The 13853-nt window shown below is 50.2% G+C and carries 12 protein-coding genes; 5 read left to right on the forward strand and 7 right to left on the reverse strand.

Annotation, left to right across the window (positions count from 1 at the left end; translation table 11 throughout):
• Positions 1-236 precede the first annotated feature (236 nt).
• The 4 genes from OGX66_RS22695 (at position 237) to dbpA (ending at position 4329) form a co-directional block, all read left to right on the forward strand.
• Positions 237-1346 carry a methyl-accepting chemotaxis protein gene (locus OGX66_RS22695; protein ID WP_016150306.1) on the forward strand — a complete coding sequence of 370 codons (1110 nt, stop codon included), beginning with the start codon at positions 237-239 and terminating at the stop codon, positions 1344-1346.
• A 154-nt stretch (positions 1347-1500) separates the two neighbouring features.
• Positions 1501-2484, forward strand: coding sequence for a zinc transporter ZntB (gene zntB / locus OGX66_RS22700; RefSeq protein WP_003020379.1), 984 nt, complete (start codon positions 1501-1503; stop codon positions 2482-2484).
• 275 nt (positions 2485-2759) lie between these two features.
• Positions 2760-2927, forward strand: a complete 168-nt coding sequence (ynaL, locus tag OGX66_RS22705) for a proline-rich small protein YnaL (protein ID WP_008322343.1) — start codon at positions 2760-2762, stop codon at positions 2925-2927.
• Between the two features lie 28 nt (positions 2928-2955).
• The gene (dbpA, locus tag OGX66_RS22710; RefSeq protein ID WP_057101443.1) at positions 2956-4329 is read left to right on the forward strand and encodes an ATP-dependent RNA helicase DbpA; all 1374 of its coding nucleotides are present in this window, start codon (positions 2956-2958) and stop codon (positions 4327-4329) included.
• 93 nt (positions 4330-4422) lie between these two features.
• Here dbpA and ttcA read toward each other — a convergent pair whose 3' ends face one another.
• From ttcA to nifJ, 5 genes are all read right to left on the reverse strand, one after another.
• A complete protein-coding gene (gene ttcA / locus OGX66_RS22715) occupies positions 4423-5358 on the reverse strand; it encodes a tRNA 2-thiocytidine(32) synthetase TtcA (protein WP_003833209.1) in 936 nt (311 codons plus the stop codon).
• Between the two features lie 198 nt (positions 5359-5556).
• Positions 5557-5991: a universal stress protein UspF gene (uspF, locus tag OGX66_RS22720; protein WP_003020369.1), complete on the reverse strand. Its 435-nt coding sequence runs from the start codon at positions 5989-5991 to the stop codon at positions 5557-5559.
• A gap of 81 nt (positions 5992-6072) precedes the next feature.
• Positions 6073-6285 carry a KTSC domain-containing protein gene (locus OGX66_RS22725; protein ID WP_003020366.1) on the reverse strand — a complete coding sequence of 71 codons (213 nt, stop codon included), beginning with the start codon at positions 6283-6285 and terminating at the stop codon, positions 6073-6075.
• Positions 6286-6430: 145 nt separating this feature from the next.
• Complete coding sequence (ompC, locus tag OGX66_RS22730; RefSeq protein WP_003843927.1) at positions 6431-7561, reverse strand: porin OmpC; 1131 nt, start codon at positions 7559-7561, stop codon at positions 6431-6433.
• A gap of 366 nt (positions 7562-7927) precedes the next feature.
• Positions 7928-11452, reverse strand: a complete 3525-nt coding sequence (nifJ, locus tag OGX66_RS22735) for a pyruvate:ferredoxin (flavodoxin) oxidoreductase (RefSeq protein WP_270921823.1) — start codon at positions 11450-11452, stop codon at positions 7928-7930.
• Between the two features lie 274 nt (positions 11453-11726).
• Between nifJ and OGX66_RS22740 the strand changes: the two genes are divergently transcribed.
• Positions 11727-11993: a putative hemolysin gene (locus OGX66_RS22740; RefSeq protein ID WP_003020360.1), complete on the forward strand. Its 267-nt coding sequence runs from the start codon at positions 11727-11729 to the stop codon at positions 11991-11993.
• A 13-nt stretch (positions 11994-12006) separates the two neighbouring features.
• On the opposite strand, the gene hslJ is transcribed toward OGX66_RS22740, so the two are convergent.
• Together hslJ and OGX66_RS22750 are read right to left on the reverse strand one after the other, a co-directional pair.
• Positions 12007-12426, reverse strand: coding sequence for a heat shock protein HslJ (hslJ, locus tag OGX66_RS22745; protein ID WP_003840829.1), 420 nt, complete (start codon positions 12424-12426; stop codon positions 12007-12009).
• A 112-nt stretch (positions 12427-12538) separates the two neighbouring features.
• Positions 12539-13528 carry a 2-hydroxyacid dehydrogenase gene (locus OGX66_RS22750; RefSeq protein WP_003020354.1) on the reverse strand — a complete coding sequence of 330 codons (990 nt, stop codon included), beginning with the start codon at positions 13526-13528 and terminating at the stop codon, positions 12539-12541.
• Between the last annotated feature and the right edge of the window lie 325 nt (positions 13529-13853).

The raw sequence follows: 13853 nt of genomic DNA on the forward strand, positions 1-13853 counted from the left end.
CATTTTATGCACACGACGTGCTTGTCATCACAATAATCTAACGACAAGCGACAGTCTCATCCTTTGTAGGATAAAACACCTGGTTAATGTAAATTAATAGTGTGATTACCTGTCTTAAGTGAAAGGATTGCAGACTCTCATTGAAAGTTCGTCTTTCGTCTCCGCGTTATGGAAATTTGCATTGCAGATGCTATAAAAAATAATATCCACGTTATTTCTTAGCGCACAGGACTAAAATGTTAAATGATATTAGCGTCAGAACCTTTATTATTTTATTTCTGCTCATTACGGCGGTCGCTCTCAATGTTTTTGAAATAATATTTTCCGCTCCCCCGGTAATTATCATTGGAACTAATTTGGTCAGTTTTACTTCTATATTATGTTTGTGGTGGTACATGACGAAATATTTAGTCGTGCCAATTAATACGGTTAAAAGAAGCATTGAGGAGGTAACCTCCGGGAATCTGGCGATTAGTATTCCAGAGTTTGGCAATAACTGTGCGGGAAGATTAATACCGGGCATTAATAGTTTATCAAGTAATATTTCAACACTCGTTAATGAGATCAGAACATCTTCGCAAACGGCGATGGCGCTCTCTGAACAGCTCGCGGAACGCAGCGCTGAGTTATCGGTAAAAACAGAGCAGCAATCCGGAGCATTAATGCAAACGGCTGCCAACATGGATGAAATAGCGGTCAGCACGCGTAACAATGCAGAGAATACGCAAATGGCGAGTGCTAAGGCCAATATTGCAACACTATCTGCCCGGCAGGGCGGTGATTTAATGGTGCAGGTCGCAACCAATATGCAGTCGATCACCGAGTGCGCCCAGCAGATGACAGAAATTATTACCCTGATAGATGGTATTGCATTCCAGACAAATATTCTGGCATTGAATGCCGCCGTAGAAGCGGCGAGAGCGGGAGAGCATGGTAAAGGTTTTTCCGTGGTGGCCGGAGAGGTACGAATGCTCGCGCACCGTAGCGCAGATGCCGCTAAGAATATTAAACATCTGATTGCCCAAACTCATGAAAACGTTCAGCAAGGCGCGGCTATTGTGCGTGAAGCTGAAAAAAATATGCAGGATATTGTTGGTGGCGCCGGGCAATTAAACCAACTGATGGGCGAGATATTAACCACTACGCAGGAGCAGGAGAAAGGGATCATCAGTATTACTCATGCGCTCGCGGAACTGGAAAACGTTACCCAGAGTAACGCCATTATGGTGGATGAACTGTCTGACTCTTCGGATATTCTGAAAAATCAAGTGACTGACCTCCAGTCGCGAACGCACAAGTTTCGTTTAAGTCACGCTTTTGAATCTGAGAGACGCCAGCGGGCTTAACAGGGTGCCTCGCAACAAGCGCCACATTTGTCGGCGCTTTTTTTGTTATCAGATACTTTTATGAGTCATTTCAGCACAATGGGACAATGAGATATTGCTTAACATATTCTGACGGCTAGACTAACGAAAAAAGCTGAATGTTTGTGGAGGCGCTGTGGAAGCCATTAAGGGAACGGATGTTAATGTGCCGGATGCCGTGTTTGCCTGGCTGTTGGATGGGCGTGGTGGGGTGAAACCACTGGAAGATAACGATGTTATCGACACTCAGCATCCCTGCTGGCTGCATCTTAATTATACTCATCCTGAAAGTGCGCAATGGCTGGCGACAACGCCCTTACTTCCCAATAACGTGCGTGATGCGCTGGCGGGTGAAAGCACGCGCCCGCGTGTCAGCAGGGTAGGAGAAGGTACGTTAATCACGCTGCGCTGTATCAACGGCAGCACCGACGAGCGGCCTGACCAACTGGTAGCGATGCGTTTATATATGGATGAACGTCTGATTGTCTCAACGCGTCAGCGCAAAGTGCTGGCACTGGATGATGTGGTCAGCGACCTCCAGGAAGGTACAGGGCCGGCTGATTGTGGCGGTTGGCTGGTGGATGTTTGTGATGCGCTGACCGATCATGCCAGCGAATTTATCGAACAGTTGCACGACAAAATTATCGATCTGGAAGATAACCTGCTCGATCAGCAGATCCCGCCGCGTGGCTTCCTGGCATTACTGCGTAAGCAGTTAATTGTGATGCGCCGTTATATGGCGCCACAGCGTGATGTCTATGCCCGCCTGGCGAGCGAAAGGTTGTCCTGGATGACTGACGACCATCGGCGACGGATGCAGGATATCGCTGACAGGCTGGGGAGAGGGCTGGATGAAATCGATGCCTGTATTGCCAGGACCGGTATCATGGCGGATGAAATTGCGCAGGTGATGCAGGAGTCTCTGGCTCGTCGAACGTATACAATGTCATTGATGGCAATGGTTTTTCTTCCCAGCACATTCTTAACCGGGCTTTTCGGCGTTAACCTCGGCGGTATCCCCGGCGGTGGTTGGCAGTTCGGTTTCTCACTTTTTTGTATTCTGTTAGTGGTCCTGATTGGTGGTGTTACTTTATGGTTGCATCGTAGTAAATGGTTGTAACAACAACGTTTTTTAGTGACTTTTGCGCATGAAAACGTCCTGAATTTTGAGCGAGGTCAATAAACCATCTACCTATTCGGGGCAATATCTCTCTCGCAGGTGAATGCAACGTCAAGCGATGGGCGTTGCGCTCCATATTGTCTTACTTCCTTTTTTGAATTACTGCATAGCACAATTGATTCGTACGACGCCGGCTTAGATTAGTCGGCTTTTTTTTGCCTGCAGGAAATCAGCGTCTACCCTAAAAGAGTCAACCTGAATGACTGGAGGAGTATATGACCTGTCTGATTGCAACTGCGCACACGGATTCGCTCCCGACTGACCCGGTTCCCATTCCCGATCCCATTCCTCGTCCGCAGCCAATGCCGGATCCGCCGCCGGATGAAGAACCTATTAAATTGTCGCATCGTAGGCGCAGATCTGCGAGGATACGCGCCTGCTGAATGTGAGTTTTTACCGCGAGATTAAATTGTGACTGCTTTTTCAACCCTGAATGTTTTACCTGCTGCCCAACTCGAGAACCTTAACGAGCTGGGTTATCTTGAAATGACGCCTGTTCAGGCTGCCGCATTACCGGCAATCCTGGCGGGGAAAGATGTTCGCGTGCAGGCTAAAACCGGCAGTGGCAAAACGGCGGCCTTTGGTCTCGGGTTATTACAGCACATTGATGCTGCGCTGTTTCAGACGCAGTCACTGGTGCTGTGCCCAACCCGAGAGCTTGCCGACCAGGTGGCGGGTGAACTGCGTCGTTTAGCGCGCTTTCTGCCAAACACCAAGATCTTAACGCTATGCGGTGGGCAGCACTTTGGTGCACAACGTGACTCTCTGCAGCATGCACCTCATATTATTGTCGCCACGCCGGGGCGTTTACTCGACCACCTGCAAAAAGGCACCGTTTCTCTGGAAGCCCTGAATACGCTGGTTATGGATGAAGCCGACCGCATGCTGGATATGGGCTTTAGCGATGCGATTGATGATGTCATTCGCTTTGCACCAGCTTCTCGCCAGACCTTGCTGTTTTCTGCGACCTGGCCGGAAGCCATTGCCGCCATCAGTGGCCGGGTGCAACAAAATCCATTAACCATTGAAATTGATACGGTCGATGCGTTACCGGCGATTGAACAGCAGTTTTTCGAAACCTCCAGCCACGGAAAAATTCCGCTGCTGCAAAAATTGCTCAGCCAGCACCAGCCTGCTTCATGCGTCGTTTTTTGCAACACCAAAAAAGACTGTCAGGCCGTGTGTGACGCATTGAATGCGGCGGGGCAAAGCGCACTTTCACTGCATGGCGATCTTGAACAGCGCGATCGCGACCAGACGCTGGTGCGTTTTGCCAACGGCAGCGCACGCGTTCTGGTTGCTACCGATGTGGCCGCACGTGGCCTGGATATTAAATCACTCGAACTGGTAGTTAATTTCGAACTGGCGTGGGATCCGGAGGTTCATGTCCATCGTATCGGACGTACCGCGCGAGCCGGTAACAGCGGTCTGGCGATTAGTTTCTGTGCGCCGGAAGAAGCGCAGCGTGCCAATATTCTTTCTGAAATGCTGCAATTGAAGCTGAACTGGCTGCCAGCGCCAGCTAACGTGTCCATCCTGCCGCTGGAAGCAGAGATGGCGACGTTATGCATTGATGGTGGCAAAAAGGCTAAAATGCGTCCTGGTGATGTTCTGGGGGCTCTGACCGGTGATATTGGCCTGGATGGCGCCGATATCGGCAAAATTGCCGTTCATCCGGCACACGTCTATGTCGCCGTTCGCCAGAACATAGCGCACAAGGCGTGGAAACAATTGCAAAACGGTAAGATTAAAGGCAAGACTTGCCGAGTTCGTTTATTGAAATAAATACCCATTGGAGTGCCTGATGGTGCTCCGCTTACCAGGCCTACAACGGGTATATGCTCGTTGTAGGCCTGATAAGACGTTTACAAAATCGCCTTACTTCACTTCCACCACGTTCAGGCGTAACTCATCCAGTTGAGCATCATCTTCCTCTGGCTGCCAGCCCGCAGGCTGTAGCGGGATCTCTTCACGATCGAACGCTAAATCACCGCCGTCCACAACCTCTGAACCGTGCTTAATGCCTTTAAAATCGAACAGATTGATATCGCTCAGATGTGAAGGCACAACGTTCTGCATCGCACTGAACATGGTTTCAATCCGACCTGGATAGCGTTTGTCCCAGTCACGCAGCATGTCAGCAATGACCTGACGCTGCAGGTTAGGCTGTGAGCCGCACAGATTGCACGGAATAATCGGGAAACCTTTCGCTTCGGAGAAGCGCTCGATATCTTTCTCACGACAGTAAGCCAGCGGACGGATCACGATGTGCTTACCGTCATCACTCATCAGCTTCGGCGGCATACCTTTCATTTTTCCGCCGTAGAACATGTTTAAAAACAGCGTTTGCAGGATGTCGTCGCGATGGTGGCCGAGCGCAATCTTGGTGGCACCTAACTCGGTTGCCGTACGGTACAGAATGCCGCGACGCAGGCGAGAGCAGAGCGAGCAGGTCGTTTTGCCTTCAGGGATTTTGTCTTTGACGATCCCGTAAGTGTTTTCTTCAACAATCTTGTACTCAACGCCCAGCTGTTCCAGATACTCCGGCAGAATGTGCTCTGGGAAGCCGGGTTGTTTTTGATCGAGGTTAACCGCAACCAAGGAAAAACTGATCGGGGCGCTTTGCTGCAAATTACGCAGGATCTCCAGCATGGTATAGCTGTCTTTCCCGCCGGAAAGACACACCATAATGCGATCGCCGTCTTCGATCATATTGAAGTCGGCAATGGCTTCGCCCACGTTACGACGCAGACGTTTTTGCAATTTGTTCAGGTTGTATTGTTCTTTCTTGCTAATATCTTGATTTTGCGACATTTAATAGAGGCTCAATTCATAGTGTGGCATCAGAAGAGTATGCATCACGCCGGATAGTCCGGCAAAAGAAGTCTGATATAAAAACTGTGGCGTGTATGGTACGGATAAGCGGGAAAAATGTCAGCACATTTAGGACAGGAATCGTGGGGTATAAGTGGTAGAAACAAAAAGCCCGCAGCGATGTGCGGGCCTGAAAGCTTAGCGGACTACCAGTACCGAACACTCCGCATGACGCACTACTGCTGCGGCGTTAGAGCCCAGCAGGTAGGTGGTGATGTCAGGTCGGTGTGAGGCAATAATGACCATATCAGCCGGTAATTTTTTGGCGATCTCCAGAATCTTATCTTTCGGCGCACCTTCTGCGACATGAATGTGCACTCTGTCCGTTGGGATATTGAACTTCTTGATAATCTCTTCCAGTTGAGATTTTGCTTCGGCTTTCAGATCGTCCATGGCCGGTAACTCTGCCGAGTAGGCCAGTCCCAGAGAAGCGTAGTAGGGCAGTGACGGAATTACGGTCAGAAAATGGACCTGCGCATCGTCAATTTTGGCCTCTGCTTCAACATGGGCAATAACGCGTTGAGTTAATTCTGAGTCTGAAATATCGATGGGTACAAGAATCGTTCTGTTCATAAAACCTCCTGTTTAAGTATCCACCTAAAGCTTACCGCGTAATGGCACTTTATGTACAATGACAAAGATCACATTTTGGCATCACTTTATTTTGATTTCAGGAAACTTGCCTTTTATTACGCCGTCGTAAAATCGACCTTTCGAGACCACGCTCAGGAAATCACGAAAAATACGGGCAGGGACAGGCTGATATTGCAGGGTAGCCAATTGGTGAAAGCGAATTTCCAGCGTGTGAGAGGATTCGTCATAGCCGACGGATGCAATACGGGATGATTTTACAGGATGATGATTCATTGCAGGTATCCTCTACTACAGGTCTTAATGCAAGATATCATCTATCAGAGAGATGTTTTAACGCAACAGATATAATGTTTTGATCTGGATAAAACAGAATTGTTAGAACATAAAGAGAGCCCGCTGTTGCCAGCGGGCTGACGGATTAGAACTGGTAAACCAGACCTAATGCAACTACGTCATCAGTAGAGATGTTGTTACGAGTGTAGAAGCTGTCGTCTTCGTCCAGCAGGTTGATTTTGTAATCAACATAGGTGGACATGTTTTTGTTGAAGTAGTAGGTAGCGCCGATATCAGCATATTTAACCAGGTCTTTGTCACCGTCGGTAGCGTTCAGGTCTTTACCTTTAGACATCAGGAAAGACACAGCCGGACGCAGACCGAAGTCGAACTGGTACTGTGCAGTGACTTCGAAGTTCTGGGTTTTGTTGGCTACGCCGCTGTCGCCGTACGGAGTCATGTTACGGGTTTCGGAGTACATGGTTGCCAGATAGATGTTGTTGGCATCGTATTTCAGGCCGGTAGTCCATGCGTCAGCGGTATCACCGCCAGCAACGTTGCCGCCAGCTTTACCTGCGTTAACCTGCTCGTTAGTACGGTCAGAAGTAGAGTATGCCGCACCGAAGCTCACGCCCATACCCAGATCGTAGGTAGAGGAGATACCGAAGCCGTCGCCGTTAGAGTTCTGAACGTTACGGTCGCCGCCGTTACCGTTACCGGTACCTTCCTGCTCATCACCCGCTTGTTCGTTTGCGCCCTGATACTGCAGTGCAAAGTTCAGACCGTTTACCAGACCGAAGAAATCGGTGTTACGGTAAGTTGCTACGCCGTTAGCACGGCCGGTCATAAAGTTATCAGCATAGGTGTAGGAGTCACCGCCGAACTCAGGCAGCATATCGGTCCAGCCTTCTACGTCGTACAGTACGCCGTAGTTACGGCCGTAGTCGAATGAGCCGTAGTCGCCGAATTTCAGACCGGCAAAGGCCAGACGAGTGAAATTATTGTTGCGGTTGCCTTCAGTGGTGTTGGCATTGACCTGATATTCCCACTGACCGTAACCGGTGAGCATATCGTTGATCTGAGTTTCACCTTTGAAGCCGCCACGAACATAAGTCTGATCGCCATCTTTGTTGGCATCATCAGAGAAATAACGCAGGCCGTCTACTTTACCGTAGAGATCTAATTTGTTGCCGTCTTTATTATAAACTTCAGCAGCGTGAGCAGCGCCTGCAGCCAGCAGGGCAGGAATTATGAGAGCCAGTACTTTTCTGTTCATTGAAATAATCCTTTAGTTTTTTTATTAACCTGTGACTACCCATGTAGGGAGTAAAAGCATGCTAAAGGAGAAGTTCCGTAAAGAGATAAATATGAATTGTTACGCCTTAAGTAAAACCTTAAATAAATAATTCTACGGAAATGATGATAATTGCGATGAATGTGTTGCGTGAAAATATATAAAATAAAAATTATACAATTGAATTTTGTTGGGCTATTCTGCGCGTGTTATATGCCTTTATTGTCACGTTTTATTTTTCGTTGGTATATTGATGGTAATTATTAATTAGCCAGCGAATAAATTGACAAGCCCGAACAACTGTTCGGGCTTTTTTTTTGGTTCCAGGCAAATACTGAGATAAATGTATTACTCGGCACCGCTCTTTTCTGCTTTACCTGCCAGTTGGGCCAGGAAGTCGTAGCGTTTTTGCAGATCGGCGGCGGCGTCTTTCCACAACTGCTCAGCAACTTCTGGCTGTTGGGCATTCAGGCGGCGGAAGCGCTGTTCGTTAAGCAATGTTTCGGCCAGCGCGTCTGACGGTGGGCGAGAGTCCAGCGCCAGCGGCAATTTACCTTCATCTGCACGACGCGGATCAAAGCGGTACAGCGGCCAGAATCCGGTCGCCGTCAGCTGGCGCATCTGATCGTGGCTTAGCGCGAGATCATAACCGTGCTCCTCACATGGGCTATAGGCGATAATCAGCGACGGACCCGGATAGGCTTCTGCTTCCTGAATCGCTTTCACCGTCTGGTTCAACTGTGCGCCCAGAGAGATCTGTGCAACATACACGTGCCCGTACATCATCATACTGACGCCAAGATCTTTACGCGCCTTGCGCTTGCCGTGTTCGCCAAATTTGGTGACAGCCCCGAGCGGTGTGGCTTTCGACGCTTGTCCACCCGTGTTGGAGTAACATTGAGTATCCAGCACCAGAATATTGACGTTCTCGGTCAGACTCAGGACGTGATCCAGACCGCCAAAACCAATATCGTAAGCCCAGCCGTCGCCGCCAATCAGCCAGATGGATTTCTCGACCAACGCGTCGGCATCGGTTAACAGCTGCTGTGCGCCTTCGACATCTTTCAGGTGCTGGCGCAGCGCGGCAACTTGTTCACGGCGTACTTCTGGCGTCGCTTCAGCGTGCAGGGCGTCATTCAGTTCAGCCGGAATGTTATCGGCAAACTGTTCCAATAAACGCATAACGCGCACACGGTGCTGATCTACCGTCAGACGGAAGCCCAGACCGAACTCGGCGTTATCCTCAAACAGTGAGTTTGCCCACGCGGGCCCACGACCGTTAGCGTCGGTGGTATACGGCGTTGAGGGCAGGTTACCGCCATAAATCGATGAACAGCCGGTCGCATTGGCGATCAGCATGCGGTCGCCGTACAGTTGCGTAAGCAGCTTGATATACGGCGTTTCACCACAGCCCGAGCAGGCGCCGGAATATTCAAACAGCGGCGTTATCAACTGTGAGGTACGAATATCAATGCGTTCCAGTTTAGTGCGGTCTATTTCCGGCAGATTGAGGAAGAAGTCGTAGTTAACTTTTTCTTCTTCAACATGCTCAAGGCGCGACATCATATTGATGGCCTTGATCTCCGGATTCTGCCTGTCTTTCGCCGGGCACACTTCGACGCACAGATTACAACCGGTGCAATCCTCAGGCGCAACCTGCAGGACATATTTCTGACCGCGCATATCGCGTGATTTCACATCCAGAGAATGCAGGCTGGCAGGGGCGTTTTCCATCGCTTCTGGTGAAACCACTTTGGCGCGGATTGCCGAGTGCGGGCAAGCGGCAACGCAGTGGTTACACTGGGTACACAGCTCTTCCTTCCAGATGGGGATCTCTTCGGCGATATTGCGTTTTTCCCAACGCGTGGTGCCCATTGGCCAGGTGCCGTCTGGCGGCAGCGCGGATACGGGAAGAGCATCACCCAGACCGGCGAGCATTGCCGCGGTAACGGTTTTCACGAAATCCGGCGCGGCATCAGAAACCACCGGTGGGCGGTTAGCGCTGTGCGGGTCAACTGGCTGGAGTGCCACTTCGGCGACGGATTCACGCGCCAGAGCCAGCGCCTGCCAGTTACGTTCAACCAGATCCTGACCTTTACTGCTATAGCTTTTCGCAATCGCACCCTGCAATTCAACCAACGCGCTGTCGCCGGGTAAGATTTGCGTCAAATGGAAGAATGCCATTTGCATAACGGTGTTAATACGCGCTGCCAGACCGCATTCGCGAGCGATTTTGGCCGCATTAATCACGTAGAAACGGGCCTTCTTCTGATTCAGTACTGCCTGAACTTCCTGCGGCAAACGCGCCCAGACTTCATCCACGTTGTAAGGAGTATTAAGCAGGAAGATCCCGCCTGGTTTCAGGCGCTCGGCCATCTGATACTTATCGATAAATTGCAGTTGGTGACAGCCAACAAAATCGGCTTGTGAAACCAGATTCGCTGATCGAATAGGCTGCTCGCTGACGCGCAGGTGAGAAACCGTCAGACCGCCTGCTTTTTTCGAGTCATACACGAAATAACCCTGCGCATACCACGGCGTCGAGTTACCGATAATCTTGATATTATTTTTGGTGGCCGACACGCTGCCGTCACTGCCCAGACCGTAGAACAGCGCTTCGAGCTTCGCGGTACCGGGCAGGGTGTTTTCCGGTAGCGGTAGTGACAGGTTGGTGACATCATCATAGATACCAACCGTAAAGCGAGGTTTCGGCTTCGCGCTACTCAGCTCAGTAAAGACCGCCATGACGCAGTCCGGGCCAAACTCTTTGGAAGAAAGGCCATAACGCCCGCCAATTACGCGCGGTAGGGTTTCCCGCTCGCCGCAGTTAAAGGCTTCCGCCAGCGCGGTCATTACATCCAGATACAGCGGTTCTGCCTGGGCACCCGGCTCTTTAGTGCGATCCAGAACGGCGATGCTGCGTACGGTTTCCGGCAGGGCGCGCAGTAAATGTTTGGCAGAGAATGGGCGGAACAGCCGAACTTTCAGGACGCCAACTTTCTCTCCACGAGCAAGTAACTCTTCGACGACTTCTTCGCAGGTACCAATTGCAGAACCCATCAAGATAATGACACGTTCCGCCTGTGGATGACCGTAATACTCAAAGGGTTGATACTGGCGGCCCGTCGCCGCGGCGAAGTCGTTCATCGCCTGTTCGACGTTTTCGTAAACCGCGTTGTACCAGGGGTTTGTCGCTTCACGCGACTGGAAGTAGGTATCCGGGTTCGCAGATGTCCCGCGAATAACGGGATGTTCAGGGTTCAGCGCGCGGGCACGATGCGCATCAATTTCAGCTTGCGGCATCAGGCTGAGGATCGTGTCATCGGCCAGCGGCACAATTTTATTGATTTCATGCGATGTGCGGAAACCATCAAAGAAATGAATAAACGGAACCCGACTTTTCAGAGTGGCCATTTGTGAAATGAGCGCAAAGTCCTGTGCTTCCTGTACGCTGCTGGCACACAGCATCGCGCACCCTGTCTGGCGCACTGCCATTACGTCGGAATGGTCACCGAAGATAGACAGCGCATGAGTAGCAATGGTACGCGCGGCAACGTGCAGCACAAATGGCGTCAACTGACCGGCCAGTTTGTACAGCGTTGGGATCATCAGCAACAGGCCCTGCGATGAGGTAAACGACGTAGAGAGCGCACCGGTCTGCAATGCACCGTGAACGGTCGCGATTGCGCCGCCTTCTGACTGCATTTCTACGACGCGAGGGGTATCTCCCCAGACGTTTTTAAGCCCGTTTCCGGCCCAGGCATCTGCCTGTTCAGCCATCGTCGAACTGGGCGTAATCGGGTAGATGGCGATAACTTCGCTGGTACGAAATGCGACTGAAGCAACCGCACCATTACCGTCAATTGTGATCATACTGACACCCTTACATTGCGCAAAAAGAGGGACTCGCGTAACTGCGGCGAATCCTGTAGTTATCCTTCTATTTTAGCAAAAGCGCTAAAGACAGATTTTCGCTTTTGTGTCCTGGGAATAATCAGAATGAATGGTTTGATCAAAGGAGTAGCCAAAAAATTGCCAGAAAATGTAAACAGCACGCATAAATGCGCATTTTGCCTCTCGACGGCAATGTTTCCGCTGCCTATTATTTATGGCTGTGTCGTTTGGTTAATTTTCAGAGGGGAGTAAGATGCGCGCAGCGTTTTGGGTAGGGTGTGCCGCGTTATTATTATCGGCGTGCAGCAGTGAACCTGTTCAGCAGGCAACCGCCGCTCATGTCGCACCGGGGATGAAGGCCGCAATGTCCAGTTCTGGAGAGGCAAATTGCGCCATGATTGGAGGTTCGCTCTCCGTGGCACGCCAACTGGATGGTTCTGCCATCGGCATGTGTGCATTACCTAACGGCAAACGCTGTAGTGAGCAGTCGCTTGCCGCCGGAAGCTGTGGGAATTATTGAGCCACTGCTTTTACTACATTAAATCTGCCAGTTTAAACGTCAACGTTTGTTCTGCCGTAGCCAGTGTTAACTGGTCAGCAGTCAGATCAACCTGTGCGCCTTGCTTAAACATCTCGCTGACGATGCCGTCGAGCGCGTTAAGCTGTGGATCGGCGCACATCATGCGCGTCATTGCCATGTCTTTCACTTTTAATTCACCGTCGGACAGCTTGCCCTGACCATGGAACTGATTACACATTTTTCCCGACACCGTCATATTTTCACCGAAACTTAATTCAGGTGGGTTATTGGCGACGGTTACCGGCTTGCCATTGACGCTCTGCAAAACGAAGCGGTGATGCTGCAACTGTTCGCGATTGACGGACACTTTTCCATTGCTCACACAGCCAGCCATCAGCATGCTGAGCGCAATCAACGTGACAACTTTCTTCATTCTATTTCTCTGGGTTTGTGACGGGAATACATTCAATATAATAATGATACTGAGTGTTTTATCATCGGTGATTGTCTGAAAATGCTCCCCTGAATCCAGGGGAGCACGGAAATCAGAAGAGGGCGTTTGGACAGGTTTCGCCTTTGGAGATTTGTGCCAGATTCTGTAGCGTAGTCTCAGAAATGCTGGTTAACGCTTCGGCGGTCAGGAACGCCTGGTGCCCGGTAAACAACACGTTATGACAGGCCGACAGACGACGGAACACATCATCCTGAATCACGTCATTGGATTTATCTTCAAAGAACAGATCGCGTTCGTTTTCATACACGTCCATACCCAGAGAACCAATTTTCTGGTTTTTCAGCGCATCGATAGCGGCTTGCGAGTCGATCAATGCACCACGACTGGTGTTAATAACCATCACGCCGTTTTTCATTTGCTCAAAGGCTTCGTGATTGAGCAGATGATAATTCTCCGGTGTTAACGGGCAGTGCAGAGAGATGACATCGGACTCGGCAAATAGCGTTTTAAGATCGACATATTCAACGCCTAACTCCAGCGCAGCAGCGCTTGGGTAGGGATCAAACGCCAGCAGGCGCATACCAAAACCTTTCAGGATCCGCAGGGCCGCAATACCGATTTTACCGGTACCGATCACCCCAGCCGTTTTGCCATACATGGTAAAGCCGGTCAGCCCTTCAAGAGAGAAGTTGGCATCACGGGTACGCTGATAAGCGCGGTGAATGCGGCGATTCAGCGTCATCATCATGCCAATCGCATGCTCAGCGACGGCTTCCGGTGAATAGGCTGGCACACGTACGACCTGCATACCCAGCTCTTTTGCAGCGTCGAGATCGACGTTGTTGAACCCGGCGCAACGTAGCGCGATATATTTCACGCCATGCTTTTTCAGCTCTTCCAGAACAGGGCGGCTACCATCGTCGTTGACGAAAATGCACACGGCTTCGCAGCCATGGGCGGTTTTGGCTGTTTTTTCCGTCAGCAGAAAGTCAAAGAATTCAAGTTCAAAACCAAAAGCCTCGTTAACCTGCTGCAGATACTTCTTGTCGTACTGTTTTGTACTATAGATGGCGAGTTTCATAAGACTTTCTCCAGTGATTTTGACGTCACATTAATCCAATTCAAATTATTTTACAAAATATAAAAAGTTATTGATAGTCATAGACGTAATGAATAATTCCAACGTATATCTGGTTAGTGTGGGCAGATTACGCGTTTTCAACAACTGGAGAATTTTCATCCAGCTCATGCCGGTATAGACAACGTGGTTAAAAAGCCAGCCGAATCACATCCTGACAGCTACGCTTATACAGGTAGCAAATATCGGGAGGAGTCATGCTAACTCACTCTGAAGCAAAACGATGGGCCACCTTAATGCTGAAGGCGGCATTATGCGATGGTATGAA

It is taken from the genome of Citrobacter sp. Cf072, from assembly GCF_030334485.1.
GTDB lineage: Bacteria > Pseudomonadota > Gammaproteobacteria > Enterobacterales > Enterobacteriaceae > Citrobacter > Citrobacter freundii.